This is a genomic window from Janthinobacterium sp. PLB04 (genome assembly GCF_021165895.1).
Classification (GTDB): Bacteria; Pseudomonadota; Gammaproteobacteria; order Burkholderiales; family Burkholderiaceae_D; genus Janthinobacterium; species Janthinobacterium lividum.
Genome location: NZ_CP088968.1, coordinates 3,616,339 through 3,637,095, shown reverse-complemented (window position 1 = coordinate 3,637,095; position 20,757 = coordinate 3,616,339). Strand labels below are relative to the sequence as shown.

Annotated in this window: 19 protein-coding genes; 8 read left to right on the top strand and 11 right to left on the bottom strand. The window is 61.6% G+C overall.

Features of this window, described 5'->3' with window-relative positions:
* Window position 1: 1 nt before the first annotated feature.
* From LSO07_RS16075 to LSO07_RS16060, 4 genes are read right to left on the bottom strand one after another with little or no spacing between them, the layout of a single operon-like run.
* Entirely contained in the window at window positions 2–2,887 is a 2,886-nt protein-coding gene (locus LSO07_RS16075; protein WP_191909692.1) for a PAS domain S-box protein, read from the bottom strand.
* Window positions 2,888–2,894: 7 nt separating this feature from the next.
* Complete coding sequence (locus LSO07_RS16070) at window positions 2,895–4,085, bottom strand: hybrid sensor histidine kinase/response regulator (RefSeq protein ID WP_151095388.1); 1,191 nt, start codon at window positions 4,083–4,085, stop codon at window positions 2,895–2,897.
* Window positions 4,082–4,960, bottom strand: coding sequence for a CheR family methyltransferase (locus tag LSO07_RS16065; RefSeq protein WP_151095386.1), 879 nt, complete (start codon window positions 4,958–4,960; stop codon window positions 4,082–4,084). Before LSO07_RS16065 ends, LSO07_RS16070 begins: the two co-directional genes overlap by 4 nt.
* Window positions 4,961–5,015: 55 nt before the next feature.
* Window positions 5,016–8,492 (bottom strand): response regulator, encoded by a 3,477-nt coding sequence (locus LSO07_RS16060; protein ID WP_151095384.1) that lies wholly within the window; start codon window positions 8,490–8,492, stop codon window positions 5,016–5,018.
* A gap of 284 nt (window positions 8,493–8,776) precedes the next feature.
* Here LSO07_RS16060 and LSO07_RS16055 point away from each other — a divergent pair, with 284 nt between their 5' ends.
* Window positions 8,777–9,229, top strand: a complete 453-nt coding sequence (locus LSO07_RS16055; RefSeq protein WP_151095382.1) for an Hsp20/alpha crystallin family protein — start codon at window positions 8,777–8,779, stop codon at window positions 9,227–9,229.
* A gap of 99 nt (window positions 9,230–9,328) precedes the next feature.
* Here LSO07_RS16055 and LSO07_RS16050 read toward each other — a convergent pair whose 3' ends face one another.
* Window positions 9,329–10,675, bottom strand: coding sequence for an MFS transporter (locus tag LSO07_RS16050; RefSeq protein ID WP_034784578.1), 1,347 nt, complete (start codon window positions 10,673–10,675; stop codon window positions 9,329–9,331).
* A gap of 217 nt (window positions 10,676–10,892) precedes the next feature.
* Between LSO07_RS16050 and cyoA the strand changes: the two genes are divergently transcribed.
* The 7 genes from cyoA to LSO07_RS16015 all read left to right on the top strand — a co-directional run bounded on the left by cyoA (window position 10,893) and on the right by LSO07_RS16015 (window position 17,682).
* Window positions 10,893–11,876, top strand: a complete 984-nt coding sequence (gene cyoA, locus LSO07_RS16045) for a ubiquinol oxidase subunit II (RefSeq protein WP_071653323.1) — start codon at window positions 10,893–10,895, stop codon at window positions 11,874–11,876.
* Between the two features lie 84 nt (window positions 11,877–11,960).
* On the top strand, window positions 11,961–13,964 hold the full coding sequence (cyoB, locus tag LSO07_RS16040; RefSeq protein ID WP_070253477.1) for a cytochrome o ubiquinol oxidase subunit I: 2,004 nt from the start codon (window positions 11,961–11,963) through the stop codon (window positions 13,962–13,964).
* Window positions 13,957–14,595 (top strand): cytochrome o ubiquinol oxidase subunit III, encoded by a 639-nt coding sequence (cyoC, locus tag LSO07_RS16035; RefSeq protein ID WP_034788486.1) that lies wholly within the window; start codon window positions 13,957–13,959, stop codon window positions 14,593–14,595. Before cyoB ends, cyoC begins: the two co-directional genes overlap by 8 nt.
* Window positions 14,592–14,978 (top strand): cytochrome o ubiquinol oxidase subunit IV, encoded by a 387-nt coding sequence (gene cyoD, locus LSO07_RS16030; RefSeq protein WP_034788483.1) that lies wholly within the window; start codon window positions 14,592–14,594, stop codon window positions 14,976–14,978. Before cyoC ends, cyoD begins: the two co-directional genes overlap by 4 nt.
* Window positions 14,975–15,823: an SURF1 family protein gene (locus LSO07_RS16025; RefSeq protein WP_151095380.1), complete on the top strand. Its 849-nt coding sequence runs from the start codon at window positions 14,975–14,977 to the stop codon at window positions 15,821–15,823. Before cyoD ends, LSO07_RS16025 begins: the two co-directional genes overlap by 4 nt.
* Complete coding sequence (locus LSO07_RS16020) at window positions 15,807–17,156, top strand: ATP-binding protein (protein ID WP_034788477.1); 1,350 nt, start codon at window positions 15,807–15,809, stop codon at window positions 17,154–17,156. The genes LSO07_RS16025 and LSO07_RS16020 overlap by 17 nt, the downstream gene beginning before the upstream one ends.
* On the top strand, window positions 17,146–17,682 hold the full coding sequence (locus LSO07_RS16015; RefSeq protein ID WP_034788474.1) for a response regulator transcription factor: 537 nt from the start codon (window positions 17,146–17,148) through the stop codon (window positions 17,680–17,682). Before LSO07_RS16020 ends, LSO07_RS16015 begins: the two co-directional genes overlap by 11 nt.
* A gap of 12 nt (window positions 17,683–17,694) precedes the next feature.
* On the opposite strand, the gene LSO07_RS16010 is transcribed toward LSO07_RS16015, so the two are convergent.
* The 6 genes from LSO07_RS16010 to LSO07_RS15985 form a co-directional block, all read right to left on the bottom strand.
* On the bottom strand, window positions 17,695–18,432 hold the full coding sequence (locus LSO07_RS16010) for a hypothetical protein (protein WP_151095378.1): 738 nt from the start codon (window positions 18,430–18,432) through the stop codon (window positions 17,695–17,697).
* A gap of 138 nt (window positions 18,433–18,570) precedes the next feature.
* Window positions 18,571–18,798 carry a hypothetical protein gene (locus LSO07_RS16005; RefSeq protein ID WP_208672406.1) on the bottom strand — a complete coding sequence of 76 codons (228 nt, stop codon included), beginning with the start codon at window positions 18,796–18,798 and terminating at the stop codon, window positions 18,571–18,573.
* Between the two features lie 33 nt (window positions 18,799–18,831).
* Entirely contained in the window at window positions 18,832–19,326 is a 495-nt protein-coding gene (locus tag LSO07_RS16000) for a GNAT family N-acetyltransferase (protein ID WP_151095376.1), read from the bottom strand.
* 153 nt (window positions 19,327–19,479) lie between these two features.
* Window positions 19,480–19,842 (bottom strand): hypothetical protein, encoded by a 363-nt coding sequence (locus tag LSO07_RS15995; RefSeq protein ID WP_151095374.1) that lies wholly within the window; start codon window positions 19,840–19,842, stop codon window positions 19,480–19,482.
* A gap of 15 nt (window positions 19,843–19,857) precedes the next feature.
* The gene (locus tag LSO07_RS15990; protein ID WP_151095372.1) at window positions 19,858–20,370 is read right to left on the bottom strand and encodes a GNAT family N-acetyltransferase; all 513 of its coding nucleotides are present in this window, start codon (window positions 20,368–20,370) and stop codon (window positions 19,858–19,860) included.
* A complete protein-coding gene (locus LSO07_RS15985) occupies window positions 20,367–20,732 on the bottom strand; it encodes a hypothetical protein (protein ID WP_151095370.1) in 366 nt (121 codons plus the stop codon). Before LSO07_RS15985 ends, LSO07_RS15990 begins: the two co-directional genes overlap by 4 nt.
* Window positions 20,733–20,757 lie beyond the last annotated feature (25 nt).

Here is a 20,757-nt window from a genome sequence, read left to right as displayed (position 1 = left end):
GTTAGTCCGGCGGCAGCAAGGCTTGCTGCAATTGCTCGACGGTAAATGGTTTCACCAGGAAGCGCGCCTGCGGGTCCAGCACGCCGGAATTGGCTGGCGCATGGCCGGTGGAAAACACCACTTCCAGCTGCGGATGGTCGCGCGCCGCAACCTCGGCCAGCTCGACGCCCGACATCTGCGGCAGGCTGATATCGGTCAGCAACAGCTCCAGTCCCGGCGTGCCCAGCAGGGGCAAGGCTTCCTCTGCCGTGCCCACGGCCAGCACCGTGTGTCCCAGCATGTCCAGCAGCTCGCCCGTCATGGCGCGCGCGTCCGCATTGTCTTCCACCAATAGGATATGTCGCGCCTCCGATTGCGCGGGCGTGGGAGACTGCGGCGCCAGCTGCGCGCGGTACTGGTGCAGGGCCGTCACGTGGCGGCCATTGGCCAGCAAGTGGCGGATGCGCCGCGCCAGGTCTTCGCGCCGGTAGGGTTTACTCAACAATTCGACGCCCGGTTCCAGCCGGCCTCCCTGCATCATGGCGTCCTGCGTGTAGCCCGAGGTAAACAGCACGGCCAGCTGCGGCAGCAGCACGCGGGCCTGGCGCGCCAGTGCCGTGCTGGCCACCTTGCCCGGCATCACCACGTCCGTAAACAGCAAGTCGATGGGGACGCCGCTGCCGATGATGGCCAGCGCGCTTTCGCCATCGCTGGCGCGCAGCACGACATAGCCGAGGCCGCGCAGCATGTCCACCACCGTCGTCTGCACCTGCACGTCGTCTTCCACGACAAGGATGGTTTCCTTGCCGCCCAGCACGGGGCCGCCCAGTTGCAGCGGCAGTTCCGTTTCCGCTTCAAGCGAACGCGGCAGATAGATGCGGAAGGTGCTGCCATGGCCCGGTAAACTGTCCACCGTCAGGTGGCCGCCGCTCTGGCGCAGGAAACCGTAGGCCATGGACAGGCCCAGCCCCGTGCCTTCGCCTTCGCGCTTGGTGGTAAAGAACGGTTCGAAAATCTTGTCCAGCAACTCCGCCGGAATGCCCGTGCCCGTGTCCGAGACGGCCAGCTGCACGTAGTCGCCGGGCGTCACGTCCGCATGGCGGGCTGCGTAGTCGTTGCCCAGCACGCAGTTGCTCAGTTCGATGGTCAGCTGGCCCTGGCCATCCATGGCGTCGCGCGCATTGATGGCCAGGTTGAGGATAACGTTTTCCAGCTGGTGCGGGTCGACCAGGGCGCGCCAGCAATTGTCGGCCAGCAGCAAGCGCGTTTCGATGGTTTCACCGGTGGCGCGCCGCAGCAGCTCTTCCGTTGCGCGCAGCAGTTGCGCCAGGTCCGTCACCAGCGGTTTCAATGGCTGGCGCCGCGCAAAGGCCAGCAACTGGGCCGACAGCTTGGCACCCCGTTCCACGGCGGCCGAGGCGCTGGCGATGCGCTTGGCGGCCAGCGGGTCGTCGTCCAGGCCCAGCTGCAGCAGCTGCAGATTGCCGGAGATAATTTGCAGGACGTTATTGAAATCATGGGCCACGCCGCCCGTCAGCTTGCCCAGCGCTTCGAGTTTTTGCGATTGCAGCAGGGCCATTTCGCTGTGGCGCAACGATTCCTGCATGCTGTGCAAGGTGTTTTGCGCCTCTTTTTCCAGGGTGACATGGCGTCCGGTGGCAAACACCAGGTCGCCTTCGGGCGCCGCCACCCACGACAGCCAGCGGTGGCCGCCGTCGCGGTGCCGGTAGCGGTTTTCAAAGCTGGGCATGGATTCCTTGCCGACCTGCAGCAAGGCCTGGCGCGTGGCGGCGGCGTCCTCGGGCAGCACGAAATCGAAGATGCTGCGGCCCAGCATTTCCTCGGGCAGCCAGCCCAGGATGGTGCCGGCGGCCGGGTTGACGGCGGCGAAGCAGCCTTCGGCATCGATGGCCACCATCAGGTCTTGCGCGCTGCGCCACAGCCGTTCGCGCTCGCTGTTGCGTGCGGCCAGGTCCGCTTCCAGCTTCTTTTCCACCGTGATGTCGCGCGCGCTGCAGTACACCTTGTCGCCCTCGGGCACGGCCACCCACGACAGCCAGTGCCAGCCGCCCAGCTTGTGGCGGTAGCGGTTTTCGAAGCGCAAGGCAGGCTGGCCCTGGTTGGCCGCCTCCCAGGCCGCATGCGTGCGCGGCAAGTCTTCGGGATGGATCAGTTCCAGGAACTTCGTCGTGCGGATCTCCTCTGCCGACCAGCCCAGGGTGGCTTGCCAGGCGGGGTTCGAATGTTCGAAATAGCCGTCGAGGTTGAGCACGCCCAGCAAATCGGGGCTAACGTTCCAGGTGCGGCCGAACTCGCGCGTGCGTTCAGCCACTTGCGTTTCCATGCTGGCACTGAGGGTGCGCAGCCGCGCTTCCGCCTGGGCCCGCAAAATGGTCGACCAGACCCGTTCCGACACTTGCACGGCCAGTTCGATTTCGTCCGCATGCCACAGGCGCGCCGTGCGGCTGTGCACGACGAACAGGGCAGCCAGCTGGCCATCCTTGGCAATAGGAATGTTCAGGAAGGCACGGATGCCCAGGCGCGCAAACGTGGCCAGTGCGGCCGGCATGGCCGTGCGCGGGTCGCTTGCCACATCGCTCACGGCCAGCGCCTGGCCCCCGCCGAGCGCCTCGGCCAGGCCTGCCGCGTAATCGCCGAGGAAATACTCGCCGGCGGCGCCCGGCGCCAGGCCATCGCTCCACGCATGCTGGAGGGTGGGGCACTGCAGTGCCTGGTCGATATCGAAACAGGCCACTTGCTGGGCGCCCAGGCGCTGCCCCAGCAGCTGCGCCGACAGGGAAAGGATCTCGCCCGTGTCTTGCAGCAGGCGCAGCCGGCGCTCCAGTTGCAGCAAAAAGGCGACGCCGCTGGCGCCGGCCTGGCTGCTGGTGGCAGGGGAGGTGGTCATGCGGGCCTCAGCTTCCGGCCAGCGGCAGGGTGACGCTGAACAGGGCGCCATTGCCGGGCTGGCTTTGCAGGGTGATGGCGCCGCCGTGCGCATCGACCAGCTGTTTGGTGATGAACAGGCCCAGGCCCAGGCCGCCAGTGCGGTCCTGGTGGATGACGCGTTCGAAGGCGTCGAAAATGCGTTCCTGGTCGCGCGCGTTGATGCCGATGCCATGGTCGCGCACTTCGATGACGGCGCTGTTCTGCGTGTGCGCCAGGCTGATTTCCACAGGCTGGCCCTGGCCGTAGCGCACGGCATTGCTGATCAGGTTGACAACAATCTGCTCGACGCGGAAGGCATCCCAGAAACCCTGGATGGGTTCGAAGGCCAGCACTTCCAGCACGCTGCCCGTCGTGGCCGCATACGGCGCCAGGTCGTCCGCCACCCGGCGCACGAGGCTGGTCAGGTCGACGGCTTCGCGGCGGATCGACAGCTTGCCGCTGGTGATGCGCGAGACGTCGAGCATGTCGTCGATCAGGCGCACCATGCTGCGGATCTGCCGCCCGTCGCGCGCCACCATCTTGCCCAGCTTTTCCGGTTCGAAGGCGGCCAGGTTGCCCCGTTCCAGGTTCACGGTGCGCATCTGCGTCTCGAGGAATAACGTATTTAATGGGGTGCGCAGTTCGTGCGCCACCATGGACATGAATTCGTCGCGCAGGCGCAGCGAGCGCTGCAGTTCCGCCTGCGTGGCGCGCAATTCCTTTAGCAAGGCTTCCTGCTGCTGGCGGCTGTGTTCGAGCGCCTGCACCTGGCGCCGCGTTTCGCTGCGCTGCTGGTGCAGGGCAACGAACACATTGACCTTGCTTTGCACGGCATTGATGTCGAGCGGTTTGTGCAGGAAGTCGACGGCGCCGCTTTCATAGCCCTGGAAGGAAAAATTCATTTCCTTGCCGGCCGCCGTGACGAAGACGATGGGAATGTGGCGCGTTTTTTCCGTGCCGCGCATCAATTGCGCCAGCTCAAAACCATCCATTTCCGGCATTTGCACGTCGAGGATGGCCAGCGCAAAATCGTGCTCCAGCAGCAGGGCCAGCGCTTCTTCGCCCGAGGATGCCTGGTAGACGCTGCGGTCGCTCTCGCGGATCAGCGCATTGAGCGCGCGCAAGTTTTCCGGCAAATCGTCGACGATCAGCAGTTTGGTGCTTGTTTCATTCATCATGTTTCATTCCTGGCATGGCTTTGCCGTCCAGCGTAGTGGGAAGCAGCGTGCGACGGCGCACGCTTGCGGTAGAGCTTTTCGGGACCCGGCAATGGCTCGAAGTCGGCGGCAAAGCGGGTGAAATGCGTGCTTTCCTTGCTGCCCAGGCCCAGGAAACCCCGGTGGCACAGCGAGTCATGGAACAGGCCCAGGGCCCGTTCCTGCAAGGTTTTGTTGAAGTAAATCAGCACGTTACGGCAGCAAATCAATTGCGTTTCAATAAAAACACTGTCCGTGGACAGGCTGTGGTCGGCAAAGTTGATCCTGTCGAGCAGGTGCTGCTGGAAACGCGCAGTGACATGCTCGACCGTGTAATAGTCGGCCAGCTGGCCCAGGCCGCCGGCGGCCAGGTAGTTGGCGCCATATTCATCGAGCCGGTGCAGCGGATATACGCCGCGCGCGGCCGTGGCCAGCGCTTGCGGATTGATGTCGGTGGCGTAAATCGTGCTGCGTTCAAGCAAGCCTTCCTCGTGCAGCACGATGGCCAGCGACAGCGCCTCTTCGCCCGTGCAGCAGCCGGCCACCCAGATCGTCGGCGACGGGTAGGTTTTCAGCACGGGCACTACCTGTTCGCGCAAGGCGAGAAAAAACGCCGGGTCGCGGAACATTTGCGTGACCGGTACAGTCAAAATCTGCAGCAGCTTGCCAAAGGCGGCTGCATCGCCGAGCACCAGCTGTTGCAAGGTGGGCAAGTCGGCGCAATGGAAGCGTTCGAGCGCCTGATTCAGGCGGCGTCGCTGCGAGGGCAGCGAGTAGTCGCGAAAATCATAGCTGTAGCGCTGATAGATCGCTTCCATCAGCGCCTGCAGTTGCGCATCCGTGTAACGCAGCGACATCAGTGACGCTCCAATCGATGGCGCAGCAGAGGCCGGTGGCGCAGGCGATGTTGCATCACATGCGTTCCATCTTCGGCATCCATACGCGCAGCAGCGAATACAGGCGGTCCAGGTCGATCGGCTTGGCCAGGTAATCGGATGCGCCCGCCTGCAGGCATTCTTCCTGGTCATTCTTCATGGCCTTGGCCGTGATGGCGATGATGGGCAGCTTGTTGTAGCGGCCGTCGGCGCGTATCAAGCGCGTCGCTTCCAGGCCATCCATGCCCGGCATCATGACATCCATCAACACGAGGTCGATATCGTCCACGCTGTTGAGCTTGCTGATGGCTTCGAAGCCGTTGCGGCCGATTTCCACCACCACGCCTTTCTGTTCCAGCGCATTCGTCAGGGCGAAGATATTGCGCACGTCGTCGTCCACCAGCAAAATCTTGCGCCCTTCAAAGACGCGTTCGCGGCTGCGCACCTGCTGCAGCATGCCCTGGCGCTCGCTCGACAGTTCGGACTCCACCTTGTGCAGGAAGAGGGTGACTTCGTCGAGCAGGCGCTCGGGCGAGCGGGCGCCCTTGATGATGATGGAACGCGAATACTTCATCAGGTCCGCTTCTTCTTCGCGGCTCAGGTTGCGGCCCGTGTAGACGATGACGGGCGGGAACGAGCACAGCTCTTCATGTTCCATGCGTTCGAGCAATTCGTTGCCCTGGATATCGGGCAGCTTCAAGTCGATGATCATGCAGTCGAAAATCTGTGTTTTCAGCAATTCCAGCGCTTGCTCGCCCAGGGCTACTGCCGTGATTTCCACGTCGTCGTCGCTGATCAGGTGCACCACGCTTTCACGCTGGCGTTCGTCGTCCTCGACCAGCAGGATGCGCTTCATTTTTTGCGTGAATTTCGATTCGAGCTTGCGGAACACTTCCTTCAACTGCTCGCGCGTGCGCGGCTTGGTGGCGTAGCCGATGGCGCCCAGCTGCATGGCTTCCTGGATCTGGTCGTTGCCGGAGACGATGTGCACGGGAATGTGGCGCGTCAGCGGGTTTTCCTTGAGCTGCTGCAAGACCAGTAAGCCCGGACGGTCCGGCAGGCCCATGTCGAGCAGGATGGCGTCGGGCAGGAATTCTTCCGCCAGGCGCAAGCCTTCGTCGGCGCCATGCGCCACCAGGCAGCGGTATTGCATTTCATGCGCGAGATCGAACAGGATGCCGGCAAACGACGGCTCATCCTCGATCACGAGCACGGAACGCTGGCCGGTCTTGGCAGCCGGCACGCTATTCCTGTCATCCTGGAAGGTGGGCAGCGGGACGGGCTTGGCGGCGGGCGCCGCCTTGGGCGCGGCAGCCGCGGCGGGTGCTTGCGGCGCGGCCGTGGGTACGGCCGCCGCTACCACCGCGTGTTCCGGCATGGCGGCCGGCAGCACGAGGGTAAACGTGCTGCCCTGGCCTGGCGTGCTGGCCAGCTCGATGCTGCCGCCCAGCAAGGCTGCCAGGTCGCGCGAAATCGACAGGCCCAGGCCCGTGCCGCCATAGCGGCGGCTGGTGGTGCCGTCGGCCTGGTGGAAGGCATCGAAAATCTTGTGCTGCTGGTCGCCGGCGATGCCGATGCCCGTATCTTGCACCTGGAAGCGCACCTGGCCGGCCGCAGCGGTGCTCACGTGCAGCGATACCGTGCCCGCATCGGTGAATTTGATGGCGTTCGACAGCAGGTTTTTCAGGATTTGCTCGAGGCGCTGGCGGTCGCTGACGAATGACGGCGGAGCGTCCGGCGCCACCTTGACGTCAAAAACCAGTTTCTTTTGCTGCGCCTGGGCGCCAAACAGCATCCTCATGCTGCTGAGCAGTTCGTCGAAGGGAACGGTTTCCGGCGTCAATTCCAGCTTGCCCGCCTCGACCTTGGAAATGTCGAGGATATCGTTGATAAGGGTGAGTAAGTCGTTGCCGGCCGAATAAATGGTTTGCGCAAAAGTCACTTGCTCCGGCGTCAAGTTGCCGCTGGTGTTGTCCGACAGCAGTTTCGACAGGATGAGCGAGCTGTTCAGCGGCGTGCGCAGCTCATGCGACATGTTCGCCAGGAATTCGGACTTGTAGCGGCTGGCCCGCTGCAGTTCTTCCGCGCGGGCTTCCAGCTGGGCATGCGCCTCGCCGATGGCCATGTTTTTCTGGTCCAGCGACAGCGCCTGCACGGCCAGCTGCTCGTTCGACTGCTCCAGCGCCGCCTTTTGCTCTTCCAGATGGGCTTGCGACTGTTCCAGCACGCGCGACTGCTCGCCCAGCTCTTCATTGGCCGTGCGCAGTTCTTCCTGCTGCACTTCCAGTTCTTCATTCAGTTGCTGCGTTTCTTCCAGCACATTTTGCAGGCGCTGGCGGTACAGGGCCGCTTCCAGCGAGGTGCCGACATTTGCGGCAATCAGGTTCAGCCATTCCTTGGCGCGGGCACTGACGGGATGTGTAAAGCCCAGTTCGATGACGCCGTTGACGGCGCCTTCATTGTTGACTGGCGTCAAGACCAGTTCCAGCGGCGTGCCGCGGCCCAGGCTTGACGTCACGGTCAGGTAATCGTCGGGCACTTGCCGTATATGCTTGAGGCGTTTTTCGCGCGCCGTCTCGCCCACCAGGCCTTCGCCCAGCTTGAAGACTTGCTTGTCCTTCACGCCCTGGTCGTTGAAACCGTACACGGCCGTGCGGCGCAGGCTGCCATCCTCGTCGACGACGTACAGGGTGGCGATGGCCACGTCGAGGCGGTGCGCCAGGAAGTCCAGCACGTGCCGTCCCAGCTGCGGCAAGCCCAGCTGGCCGCTCGTATGCGCCGCCAGTTCCGTCTGCCCCGTGCGCAGCCAGGCTTGTTCCTGCAGCACGTCGTTGTCCTTGCCGCGCTGCTCGAGCGCATCGTTGTAGATATCGGACAGGCGCAGCAGTTCGCGCCGTCCCAGATAGGCCAGCAGGCCCGACAGTCCCAGGCTGAGGATGAGGAATACGACCACGGCCAGCATGGTGCGGCTTTCGGCCGTGTCGGCCCGTTCCTGGCGCAGCCGCTGTTCCATGGACAGGAAGGCGAGGAATTCGCGGCGGATTTCGTCAAATTCCAGCTTGCCTTCTCCCTGGCGCACGCGCGCGAGGAATTCCTGGTTGCTGCGGCGCTGGGCGATCACGCCTTCGGCGTAATCGAGCCACTGGCCTTGCAGCGCGCGGATGCGGCGCAAGCGGTCCACCTGGATGGGACTGTCGGATACCAGTTCCAGCAGGGTGGTCATTTCGACGGCGATCTTCGCCTTGCCCGATTTATATGGCGCCAAAAACGTTTCGTCGCCCGTCAGCAGGTAGCCGCGCATGCCTGTTTCCAGGTCGACCGACAATTTCATGACTTCATTTGCATTGCCGATCACCCGTTCGGAATGCTCGACCGAGCGCAGGGCCGAGAGCAGGTAAGCGATGAGGGCGACAAACACGAGGGCCGTGATGACCCCGATGACCAGCGGCAAGGTGACATTGCGGGCGAGGATGCGGCGAAAGCTGAAGGAATCGATCGGGGTCTTGGTATTCATCATGTCCGTATAAGGCTGTCGCGAAAAAATCAATTTTAATTGAAATGCAAGCTTTCTGGTGGTCAAGCATAGCGTGCGCTAGCATAACAGCCTTGGGGACAATTTCCGACTTGCAAGACTGTGCAAAGCGCGGTAGCGCACGGATGAAAGTCAAGGAAAAATCAAGTTGGCCACGATTGAGACAAATCAAAGAGATTGGCTGTTGCCATCCTAAGATGCAGGAGGTGGTGGCGTTCTTGCGGACGGCCGCCGTGTGCAAGCCAGAGCCCATGCAGGAGGACATCATGGCCAATCATTTGATACAGCGCGATGCGCTCAATCCCTTGGGGCGTTTTGACCCGTTCAGCGACATGGAAGACATGATGCGCGACTTTTTGTTGCCCGCCTTGCGCGCGCGCGACGTGGGCAATGGACGCATGCGTATCGACATTGCCGAAACCGAGCAAGCTTACCTGGTGCAGGCGGACATTCCAGGCGTCAACAAGGACGATATCAAGGTCTCCATCGACGGCAACCGCGTCTCCATCAGCGCCGAACTCAAGAATGAAAGGGTGACGCGCGACGGCGGAGGCAAGGTCGTGCGCAGTGAACGCGAGTACGGCCAGCAATACCGTAGCTTCGTGCTGCAGCATGAAGTGGACGAGGCCGGCGCGCAGGCCCGCTATGAAAATGGCGTGTTGCTGCTCGACTTGCCGAAGAGGGAAGGCACGGGCGGGCGGCAGCTGGCGATACAGTGACACGGGCCGGGGCATGAAAAAACGCCGGACGGAGCCGGCGTTTTTTTGGAGGGGGCTGGGTGGCAGCGCGCTGCCACCCGGTTTGCCTCTATATATATGTCAGTCGCGGATTTCCAGCGCCCGGTTCAGGCTCAGGGCGGCCAGCGAGGCGACGGCGCCTGACAGCAGGTAGAAGCTGACATAGGCGAGGCCGAAGTTGGCCGACAGGCCCAGTGCCACCAGCGGGGCGAAGCCGGCGCCGACCAGCCAGGCCAGGTCGGAGGTCAATGCCGCGCCCGTGTAGCGGAAGCGGGCAGGGAAGTTGGCCGTCACGGCGCCGGCTGCCTGGCCGTAGGACAAGCCCAGCAGGCTGAAGCCGACGAGGATGAAGACGTCCTGGCCGAAGTTGCCGCCACCCATTAGGGTCGGCACGAAGGCGCTGAAGATGGCGATCAGCACGGCCAGCACGCCCAGGGTGGTGCGGCGGCCCACCTTATCGGCCAGCAAGCCGGAAATCACAACGCCGATGGCAGCCAGCACGGCGCCCATCATTTGCACTTGCAGGAAGTCCGAAGCGGAACGCGTCTGGTAGACGGAAATCCAGGACAGCGGGAACACGGTCACCAGGTGGAACAGGGCGTAGCTGGCCAGCGCGGCGAGGGCGCCGATCAGCACGTTGCGGCCCTGGCCGCGGCTCATTTCAAACACGCTCACGGGCTGCAGTTCGCGTTCGTCCAGCAGGCGCGCATATTCATTCGTCGACACCAGGCGCAAACGGGCAAACAGGGCCACCACGTTGATGGCGAACGCCACATAGAACGGATAGCGCCAGCCCCAGTCGAGGAAGTCTTCATCCGTCAGGGTGGTCAGCATGAACCAGAACAGGCCGGCGGCGATCAGGAAGCCGGTGGGCGCACCCAGCTGGCCCAGCATGGCGTACCAGCCGCGCTTGTTTTCCGGCGCGTTCAGGGCCAGCAGCGATGGCAGGCCATCCCATGAACCGCCCAGCGCCACGCCCTGGCCGATGCGCAGCACGGACAGCCAGATGATGGCGGCAAAGCCCAGGTGCGAATAGGTTGGCAGGAAGGCGATGCCGGCCGTCGACACGCCCAACAGGAAGAGGGCGATCGTCAGCTTGGCGCTGCGTCCCATGCGGCGCTGGATCTCCATGAAGATCACGGTGCCGAAGGGACGGGCGATGAAGGCGAACGAGAAAATCAGGAACGCATATAAGGTACCTTCCAGGCGTTCTTCAAATGGGAAGAAGACGCGCGGAAACACCAGCACCGAGGCGATGGCGTAGACAAAGAAGTCAAAGTATTCGGAAGCGCGGCCGATGATCACGCCGACGGCGATCTCACCAGGGTCGATATGCGATTCGACCGTGCCGGCCCCGCGTGCGTCGCGCAGGGAGTGGGGGGAAAAGTCGGCGGGTACATCCCCGCTGTGTATGCGCGTGCTGGACATGATGATCGTCTCCAATATAGTTTCGAGTTCGGCCAACGCGTAACTTACTCCGGGTGTCTCACGCCCGGAGTAGGACTATTCATCAGGTAGCCGTAGGAAAACTCCGCGTCTACGCAGTGAAAGTCCGAGCAAGGGGTAGGACAAAACGTCCAATTGCCAACGCGCTCCAGTGAGAATACAGTACCATATCTTCATCCCCTGTACTGGACTTTCCTGTATGTTTTCATTAAAAGTTCGTCGCGGACTGCTTCTTTTACCTCTCGCATTGTTGGCTGGTTGCAATACGGTGGTACTGAATGCGTCTGGTGACATCGCAGTTCAGCAAGGCAATTTGATTGTCATCTCGACATTGCTGATGCTGTTGATTATCGTTCCGGTAATCGCCCTGACCCTGCTTTTCGCATGGCGCTATAGAAAAAACAACACCGCGGCCAAATACGAGCCGGACTGGGACCACTCGACTCGCCTCGAGCTGATCATCTGGGGCGCGCCCCTGCTGATCATCATCGTGCTGGGCCTGCTGACCTGGATCAGCACCCACACCCTCGATCCTTATCGTCCGCTGAGCCGTATCGACGCCAACCGTCCGATTCCTGCCAGCCACAAGCCGATGATCGTCGAAGTCGTGGCCCTGGACTGGAAATGGCTGTTCATCTATCCGGAGCAAGGCATCGCTTCCGTGAATGAACTGTACGCGCCCGTCGATCGTCCGATCCGCTTCAAGATCACCGCGTCGTCCGTCATGAACTCGTTCTTCATCCCCGCACTGGCAGGTCAGATCTACGCCATGCCGGGCATGGAAACGCAGTTGAATGCCGTCATCAACAAGCCTGGCGTCTACAAGGGCTTCTCCGCCAACTACAGCGGTGCCGGTTTCTCGGGCATGCGCTTCAAGTTCCACGGCGTGAATGATGCGGACTTCGATAAATGGGTGGCATCGGCACGTGCCGGTGGCGGCGCGCTGAACCGCGACGACTACCTGTCGCTGGCCCAGCCTAGCGAACGCGACCCGGTCCGCCGCTACAGCGCCGTACCTAGCGATCTGTACAAGGCAATCCTGAACCGCACCATCGTTTCCGACGCCCTGTGCGTGACGCCGGTCGAGCCATACAAATTGACGATGGCAAATAGCCCGGTAGCGGCCGTAACGGCAGTAGTCGCTAGCGATGCAGTAGTTGAAAAGGGCGTTCAAGCCAAGTAACGACTGCATGAATCCCGCAGCGCATTGCGCTGCAGATACTGGCGCCGCTTGCCTGGCGCCTCCCTTTTTTCTCTGAGAGTAACAATGCTAGACCATATTGATCTGACGAAGCTTATATTCGGCCGTCTGACTTGGGATGCAATTCCATTTCACGAACCTATCCTGCTGGTGACCTTTGCCATGGTTGCCCTGGGCGGTATCGCACTCGTTGCGGCACTGACGTATTTCCGCGTCTGGGGTACCCTGTGGCGCGACTGGATCACCAGTATCGACCATAAAAAAATCGGTATCATGTACATGATCCTGGGCCTCGTCATGCTGCTGCGCGGCTTTGCCGACGCGCTCATGATGCGCACCCAGCAGGCTGTCGCCTTTGGCGACAATGCCGGCTTCCTGCCACCGCATCACTACGACCAGATCTTCACCGCCCACGGCGTGATCATGATCTTCTTCGTCGCGATGCCTTTCGTGACTGGTCTGATGAACTACGTGGTGCCGCTGCAAATCGGCGCGCGCGACGTGGCTTTCCCATTCCTTAACAACTTCAGCTTCTGGATGACCACCATGGGCGCCGCCCTGGTCATGGCTTCGCTGTTCGTCGGCGAATTCGCCCGTACGGGCTGGCTGGCCTATCCGCCGCTGTCGGGCATCGTCGGCAGTCCGGACGTGGGGGTAGACTATTACATCTGGTCCTTGCAGATTGCCGGGGTCGGGACGCTATTGTCCGGTGTCAACCTGATCGCCACCATCGTCAAGATGCGCGCGCCAGGCATGACCTGGATGAAAATGCCCGTCTTCACCTGGACCGCACTGTGCACCAACATCCTGATCGTCGCCGCTTTCCCGGTGCTGACGGCTGTGCTGGCCATGCTGTCGCTGGACCGCGTTGCAGGCTTTAACTTCTTCACGACGGAACTGGGCGGCAACGCCATGATGTACGTCAACCTGATCTGGATCTGGGGCCACCCAGAGGTGTACATCCTGATCCTGCCACTGTTCGGCGTGTTCTCGGAAGTCGTCGCCACGTTCAGCAGCAAGCGCCTGTTCGGCTACGCTTCGATGGTGTACGCCACCTGCGTCATCATGATCCTGTCGTACCTGGTATGGCTGCATCACTTCTTCACCATGGGTTCGGGCGCCAGCGTCAACTCCTTCTTCGGCATCACGACGATGATCATTTCGATCCCGACGGGCGCGAAGATCTTCAACTGGCTGTTTACCATGTACCGCGGCCGTATCCGCTTCGAACTGCCGATGCTGTGGACGATCGGCTTCATGGTCACCTTCACCATCGGCGGCATGACCGGCGTGCTGCTGGCCGTACCACCAGCTGACTTCGTATTGCATAACAGCCTGTTCCTGATCGCCCACTTCCATAACGTGATTATCGGCGGCGTGGTCTTCGGTGTATTCGCTGCGATCAACTACTGGTACCCGAAAGCCTTCGGCTACAAGCTCGACGCGTTCTGGGGCAAGTGCTCGTTCTGGTTCTGGTTCGTCGGCTTCTACCTGGCCTTCATGCCGCTGTACGTGCTGGGCCTGATGGGCGTGACCCGTCGTGTCAACCACTTTGAAGATCCATCGCTGCAAATCTGGACCATTATCGCCTGGTTTGGCGCCGTCTCGATCGCACTGGGTATCGCTTCCATGCTGATCCAGTTCTATGTCAGCTACCGCAACCGTCACGCCCTGCGCGACGTGACCGGCGACCCATGGGGCGGCCGTACGCTGGAATGGTCGACGTCGTCGCCACCGCCAGACTATAATTTCGCCTTCACGCCACAAGTGCACGAACTCGATGCATGGACTGACATGAAGAAACACGGTTACCAGCGTCCGACGTCCGGTTTCACGAAGATCCACATGCCGAAGAACACCTGGGCTGGTTTCGTGATCGCCGCACTGTCCGCACTGGTCGGTTTTGGCCTGATCTGGCAAATGTGGCTCGTCGCCAGCATTGGCTTCGTGATCATGATGGTCACCATCATCGTCCATACCTTTAACTACAAGCGCGATTACTACATTCCTGCGGAAGAAGTGGTCCGTACCGAAGACGCTTATACTAAATTGCTGAGCAGCCATGTCTGATACCATCGCCCATAACACCGGCGCCGCTGGCGCCGCACCAAGCACGCGCAGCTACTTTGTGCGCGAGCACCACCCGGAAAACGGCAGCCTGCTGGGTTTCTGGCTCTACCTGATGAGCGATTGCCTGATCTTCGCCTGTCTGTTCGCCACGTACGCCGTGGTCGGCCGCAGCTACGCGGACGGCCCGACGGGCGCCGCGCTGTTCGACCTGCCGCTGGTGGCCGTCAACACGGCCATGCTGCTGCTGTCGTCGATCACCTACGGTTTCGCCATGCTGGCCATGCAGCGCAAGCAATTGCGCAGCACCCTGGTCTGGCTGGGCATCACGGGCCTGTTCGGCCTGGCCTTCCTGTCGCTGGAAATGTATGAATTCATTCATCTGATCCACGAAGGCGCCGGTCCGCAGCGCAGCGCGTTCCTGTCGTCGTTCTTTGCACTGGTCGGTACCCACGGCTTGCACGTGACGTTCGGCGTGATCTGGCTCGTGACCTTGATGTTCCAGTTGAACAAGCATGGTCTGACCCCGGAAAACGGCCGTCGCATGATGTGTCTGTCGCTGTTCTGGCACTTCCTGGACGTCATCTGGATCGGCGTCTTCACCTTTGTCTACCTGATGGGAGTGCTGCCATGAGCGACCACCACACACACGGCGATAGCCACCACCATGACAATCACGATCATGGCAGCCTGAAAAGCTATGCCATCGGCTTCATCCTGTCGGTGATCCTGACGGCCATTCCTTTCTGGCTGGTGATGACGAAAGCCATCACCAACTCGGGCACCATGGGCCTGGTCCTGCTGGCGTTCGCGGCTGTTCAAGTGGTCGTGCACATGGTGTACTTCCTGCACATGAACACCAAGTCCGAAGGCGGCTGGAACATGATGGCGCTGATCTTCACCATCATGATCGTGGGCATTGCCATGGCCGGTTCCCTGTGGGTCATGTACCACATGAACCACAACATGATGCCGGATCTGATGCCTGAGTACATGCATACGAAAACGGCTCCATGATGAGTAATACGCGCCCAAGCAACACCGGGCGCGCCCCTGGCGCCGCATCGCAAGATGCCGCGCCAGGCCCACGCGGCATGGTCGTGCGGTATGCACTGGCCTTGCTGGCGGGGATCTTGTTTGCCGGTTTCTGTGCCCTGGGCACCTGGCAAGTCAAGCGCCTCTTCTGGAAGCTTGACCTGATCGAGCGCGTCGAACAACGCGTACATGCGCCCGCAACGGACGCACCTGGACCCGCAGCCTGGGCCAGTGTCACGCAGCAAACGGATGAATACCGCCATGTGCGACTCTCCGGAACGTATCTCCCCATTTTCAATACCCTGGTGCAGGCAACGACGGCACTGGGCAGCGGTTATTGGCTGATCACGCCATTGCGCCTGGCTGATGGCAGCACCGTGCTGGTCAACCGCGGCTTCGTGCCGAAACGCGAAGGCATCGCCGCCGGCACGCCGGCCGGCATCGTCGAGGTCAATGGCTTGCTGCGCATCAGCGAGACGGGCGGCGGTTTCCTGCGCGAAAACAGTCCTGCCACGCAGCATTGGTATTCGCGCGACGTGGCCGCCATCGGCGCCTCGCACATGCTGACCAATGTGGCGCCATATTTTGTCGATGCGAAGGAAAAATCGGAAACGGCCAGCGACGCCCCCGTCGGCGGCCTGACCGTGATTTCCTTCCACAACAACCATTTGGTTTACGCCTTGACGTGGTTTGCGCTGGCCCTGATGGTGGCCGGCATCACGTGGTGGATCGTGCGCGAAGACAAGCGCCGCCGCGCACGCAAGGCTGGTTTGTCCCAACAGCACCTTGATCAATCGCAAGAAAGCGACCATGCCGGGCAGGATTGAGATCCTGCCCAACCGCGAAGTCTTAGAGCGCGGTGCGGTGGCGGCCGAGATGGAGCATCCGGCCGGCCACCAGAACATGAAGCTGCTGATCCAGCTGCGCTGGCTGGCCGTGATCGGCCAGATCAGCACGATCTTCGGCGTGGGCGTGGGACTGGGCATCGCCTTGCCCGTGCCTTACATGCTCGAAGTGCTGTCCTGCCTCATCGCCTTCAATCTGGCCAGCCTCTTGCGCTGGCACGAACGACAGCCCGTTTCCAACACGGCCCTGTTCCTCGCTCTGCTGGTCGACGTCACCGTGCTGACGGCCCAGCTCTACCTGAGCGGCGGCATCAGCAACCCGTTCGCCTTCCTGTATCTGCTGCAAGTCATCCTCAGCGCCGTCCTGCTGGAAGTGTGGTCGACGTGGATCATGGTGGCCATTACCAGCCTGTGCCTGGCCGGCCTGGCCTTGCTGCCCGGCCCCTTGATCCTGCCGATCGACCCCGAGCGGGGTTTTTCCAGCCTGTACGTGCAAGGCTTGCTGATCTGCTTCATTTTGAACGCCGCCTTGCTGGTGGTGTTCATCACGCGCATCAACCGCAACCAGCGCGCCGGCGACGCCAAGGTGGCCGACCTGCGCCAGCGCGCGGCGGAAGAGGAGCACATCATCCGCATGGGCCTGCTGGCCTCGGGCGCCGCGCACGAGCTGGGCACGCCGCTGGCGACCCTGTCCGTCATCCTCGGCGACTGGCGCCGCATGCCGGAGCTGAGCAAGAACAGCGAATTGCTGGAAGAAATCACGGAAATGCAGGCGCAGTTGCAGCGCTGCAAGAGCATCGTCAGCGGCATCTTGCTGTCGGCGGGCGAGGCGCGCGGCGAATCGTCCGTCAAGACGACGATCAATACCTTCCTCAACGACCTGGTCGACGAGTGGCGCACCAGCCGCCCGATCCAGGATTTCGAGTACGATAACCGCATCGAGCACGACGTGCCCGTCGTCTTCGATTCGACCCTGAAACAAACCATCTGCAATGTGCTCGACAATGCGCTGGAAGCGTCGCCCGAGTGGCTGCGCTTCGAAGCGACGCGCGAAGCGGACGCCTTGCACCTGGTCATTACCGATGCGGGCCCCGGCTTCGAGCCATCGATGCTGACGCACCTGGGCAAACCCTACCAAAGCAGCAAGGGCAAGCCCGGCGGCGGCCTCGGGCTGTTCCTGGTGGTCAATGTCGCGCGTACCCTGGGCGGCACGGTGACGGCGCGCAACAGGGTGCAGGGCGGGGCGGTGGTGCACCTGGCCTTGCCGCTGGCGGCCATCAAACTGGAAAGAGAAAGCGACCACCATGCAGGATGACCGTCTGTTACTGATCGTGGAAGACGACGCCGCGTTTGCCCGCACCCTGGGCCGTTCGTTCGAGCGGCGCGGCTACCAGGTCATCCTGGCCACCAATTTCGATGAAGCGAGCGCCTTGCTCGAGCAGCATTGCCCCGACTACGCCGTCGTCGACTTAAAACTCAATGGCAATACCTCGGGCCTGGCCTGCGTGCAAATGCTGCACCAGCACGACCCGGAGATGCTGATCGTCGTGCTCACCGGTTACGCCAGCATCGGCACGGCCGTCGAAGCGATCAAGCTGGGTGCCTGCCAGTACCTGGCGAAACCGTCGAATACGGACGACATCGAAGCGGCCTTCGGCCACGTGGCCGGCAACGCCGATATCGAACTGACGAACCGCGCCACCAACATCAAGACCCTGGAATGGGAACGCATCCACGAAATGCTGGCCGAGACGGATTTCAATATCTCGGAAACGGCGAGAAGGTTGGGCATGCACCGGCGCACCCTGGCCCGCAAGCTGGAAAAGCAACGGGTCAAATAGCCCCAGCGCGGCCTAATCGTTGTCGAATGTCAATTCGAGCACGCTGTCATCGCTCCAGTCCTGCTCCCGCAGCGGCGGCGTAAACGACGAGCCGCTGAAGGGCACGGGCGCGCTTTTCCCGTTGAAGCTGATCGTCGCCGCCGTGATGTGCCGCGGCTCGGAAAAGCTGTAGGTTCCCTTTGGCGACACGAAATTGCACGGGCCGCCCAGTGCGCTCATTGCCGTGCGCATGGCGAAAGGCAAGGTTTCCTTGTCGATGGCCCAATGCACTTCGCACGCCAGCCGCAGGTCGCCCAGGCGGCGCAGCGTGTCGCTGGTGGCCGCACTCCTGACGTAGGGTATCCACCTGACCGACCCCGCCTTGCGGTTCACGGTCAGCTCGGCCTTCTCATACAGCGGACCCGGCTCGACGGGCAAGCTGAAGATATTGCGCTCTCCCAGCGGTATCGCCATACCCGCTTCGTCGCTTTCCAGCCGCAGCGCGATGGCGTGCATGTCGACATCGGCACGGCGCGGTTCCAGGATGAAGCGCAATTCGGCGCCAGGCGCCAGGCCGTGCTTTTCCTCGAAGCGTTTCACTCCCTTGAGCATGGCGCTGTAGGGTTTCCAGTCCGGGTCGCGGATGCCTTTGACATTGACGGACGCCGCCTCCTGGCCCGCTTGCTCCACGGCTTGATCCGTATCAGCGTAAGCCTGCACCGCGGCGGCGCATAAACACAGCAGAAGACCAGCTTGTTTGATTGCACGCATACCCTATCTTTCTACTCATCAATGAAAACGTGAGTGTAGAAAAAAACAGAGGTAAGGGCAGATGTTTAAGACAGAATGCAAATTTGGATGAACGGAGTGTATGAAATCGCTGAATTTCCCCCATACGCGCAACTGTATTTACGTCAATGCCATCAACAAGCCGGAAGCAATGACTGTCGCAGCAAACAGCGCGACGGCAAAGTGATTGTGAGGCGTCCCCCTCGCTGGAGGGTAGTGGCCTAGCGTGAGCAGCCGTAGCATTGCCCAGCCCGGCCAATAGAACAGCTTTTCTATGACTGTTCCTAACAGGTTATAGAGCAACAGGCGAACTATCCAGACGATGGCATCAAAAATCCAGTCAAGCACAGTTCATCCTCGGGCTGTTCCAATTGCTTGAGTTCATGCAGGCGCCAGCCACTCCATCTTCTGCACCTGGATATGCGGGTGGCTTTCCAGCGCTTCCCATTCCGGTAGAAAGACAAACCCCTGTTTCTGGTAAAACGCGGCTGCGCGGGTGTTCTCCGGCGCCACGTCGAGCACCAGCCGCGTGTGGCCGTTGCCGACGGCGCATTGTTTGACGGCATCGACCAGGCCCTGCGCCACGGCCATGCCCCGATATTCCCGATGTACCCACATGGCGATCAGATGGCATTCGCCATTGCCGGCCACGACTTGCGCGGCGAGGCCGATGGGCTGTTCTCCATCGAAGGCGAGGAAAAACGTGCGCTGCGGCGTGCTGACGGCGCGCTGCTGCCAGTCGGCGTCCGAAAAAGCGGCGGCGCTGGCGTGGCTGGCGCCAAAGGCCGTGGGGGCGTCGAGCAGGGCGGCCAGGCGCGTGGCTTTCAGGGCGGGCCAGTCACTGGCGGTGGTGGGGCGGATGAGGATGTGATTCAAGTTTGCGACATTCCTGAACTGGTGGGCGCGGCCGTGGAGGCGGAAATCTTCTTGTACGCTTCGGCCCGTATCGTGACGGTCGCCAAGTCGTTTAAGTATTTGGCAATATTAATAGAGTCGCTGCTCCGTTTGCAGACGCTCCCACTATTTTGCTCATGCCGGGTTGTATATTCTCCCTGACAGTTCCAGCAGCATCTTGGCCTGGGCTACCACCAGCAAGCTCACGCGGTAAAAGGCATCAGGAGAGGAGTTGACGTCGTCGACCAGCACGTCCGTAATCCACACGCTTCTGCTCGCCAGATATTGCGGAAAAGCATCGTTCATGCCCTCGCGCAAACCTTGCAGGATGGCGGCCTGGTATTCTTCAGGACATGCCACCTTCCATTGGATGCCCGCTTCCTGATTATCATGAAATTGAATGCGCAATCCCGCCGCGCGGAAGCGCCCGCCCAGGTGCTGGCTGAACCAGGCGAGGTGTTCAATCTGCAGGGGAACCCTGTTATGCTGATTTGTCATGCTGGAAATGTAGTGTCAGTGTTGGGCATCAAAGGCAGGATGATAGCTGACGCTACCTGCAGGCAATTCCCTTGTCAGACGCAGCGCCTGGAAATACTCGGCCGGCACACCCGGCAAGACCAAGGCAGCGTCCGCGCGGAAGCCGAAACGCCCGTAATAGGCAGGGTTGCCCAGCACCACGCAACCGGCCGCGCCCAGCTGGCGCAATGCGTCCAGCAACTGCCTAATGAGCTGGCTGCCCACGCCTTGGTGCTGGTGGTCGGGCCTAACGGAAACGGGACCCAATCCATACCAGCGCGACGTGCCGTCGCTGATGCTGACGGGCGAGGCCGCAGCGTGGCCGATGATGGTGCCTTCCAGTTCGGCCACCAGCGAGACGCTCAAGGCGCTCGCAGCACGCAGCGCGTGCACGATGAACTGTTCCGTATGGTTCGTGTGTTCGGCGTGCAAGAACGCTTCGCGCGTGACCTGATCGATGGCATCGATGTCGGCAGCGGTTTCCTTGCGAATGATCAACGCTTGTGTCATGACTGATCCCACACTTCGATGCTCAGCAGTTGCCCGGGCACGCAGGCGGCGACGCGTTCCCGGTGCACGGTAATGCTGCCGGGCCAGCCCGTGGGCTTGTCTTGAGGAAACTCACCGTCCTGCGCCTCGGCGATGCCCGCCTGCAGCAGGGGCGCGATGACGTCCGCCCTGGCCGTGTAGCGGTTGGGAAAGCCGTTGAAGGCCAGCTGGGTCGCCTTGCCTTGTGCGCACAATTGCGCGATCCAGTCGGCGCCGAACAGGCCTGCTTCCCAGGTGGCGAGAAACGCTTCCTTGTTGACTTTCGTCATATCGGCCATCTGCTCCGGCGTTTCTGTCGAGATAATGGTCCACCAGCCTGACATGGGCGTTCCTTGTGAAAAGAAAAAT

What these genes read in the sequence shown, in the direction of transcription:
- LSO07_RS16025 (WP_151095380.1), top strand. Translation starts at nt 14,975, where the DNA reads ATGATGAGTAATACGCGCCCAAGCAACACCGGGCGCGCCCCTGGCGCC.
- LSO07_RS16065 (WP_151095386.1), bottom strand. Translation starts at nt 4,960, where the DNA reads ATGTCGCTGCGTTACACGGATGCGCAACTGCAGGCGCTGATGGAAGCG.
- LSO07_RS16050 (WP_034784578.1), bottom strand. Translation starts at nt 10,675, where the DNA reads ATGTCCAGCACGCGCATACACAGCGGGGATGTACCCGCCGACTTTTCC.
- LSO07_RS16055 (WP_151095382.1), top strand. Translation starts at nt 8,777, where the DNA reads ATGGCCAATCATTTGATACAGCGCGATGCGCTCAATCCCTTGGGGCGT.
- LSO07_RS16015 (WP_034788474.1), top strand. Translation starts at nt 17,146, where the DNA reads ATGCAGGATGACCGTCTGTTACTGATCGTGGAAGACGACGCCGCGTTT.
- LSO07_RS16010 (WP_151095378.1), bottom strand. Translation starts at nt 18,432, where the DNA reads ATGCGTGCAATCAAACAAGCTGGTCTTCTGCTGTGTTTATGCGCCGCC.
- LSO07_RS15985 (WP_151095370.1), bottom strand. Translation starts at nt 20,732, where the DNA reads ATGTCAGGCTGGTGGACCATTATCTCGACAGAAACGCCGGAGCAGATG.
- cyoD (WP_034788483.1), top strand. Translation starts at nt 14,592, where the DNA reads ATGAGCGACCACCACACACACGGCGATAGCCACCACCATGACAATCAC.
- LSO07_RS15990 (WP_151095372.1), bottom strand. Translation starts at nt 20,370, where the DNA reads ATGACACAAGCGTTGATCATTCGCAAGGAAACCGCTGCCGACATCGAT.
- cyoA (WP_071653323.1), top strand. Translation starts at nt 10,893, where the DNA reads ATGTTTTCATTAAAAGTTCGTCGCGGACTGCTTCTTTTACCTCTCGCA.
- LSO07_RS16020 (WP_034788477.1), top strand. Translation starts at nt 15,807, where the DNA reads ATGCCGGGCAGGATTGAGATCCTGCCCAACCGCGAAGTCTTAGAGCGC.
- cyoB (WP_070253477.1), top strand. Translation starts at nt 11,961, where the DNA reads ATGCTAGACCATATTGATCTGACGAAGCTTATATTCGGCCGTCTGACT.
- LSO07_RS16060 (WP_151095384.1), bottom strand. Translation starts at nt 8,492, where the DNA reads ATGAATACCAAGACCCCGATCGATTCCTTCAGCTTTCGCCGCATCCTC.
- cyoC (WP_034788486.1), top strand. Translation starts at nt 13,957, where the DNA reads ATGTCTGATACCATCGCCCATAACACCGGCGCCGCTGGCGCCGCACCA.
- LSO07_RS16070 (WP_151095388.1), bottom strand. Translation starts at nt 4,085, where the DNA reads ATGATGAATGAAACAAGCACCAAACTGCTGATCGTCGACGATTTGCCG.
- LSO07_RS16075 (WP_191909692.1), bottom strand. Translation starts at nt 2,887, where the DNA reads ATGACCACCTCCCCTGCCACCAGCAGCCAGGCCGGCGCCAGCGGCGTC.
- LSO07_RS15995 (WP_151095374.1), bottom strand. Translation starts at nt 19,842, where the DNA reads ATGACAAATCAGCATAACAGGGTTCCCCTGCAGATTGAACACCTCGCC.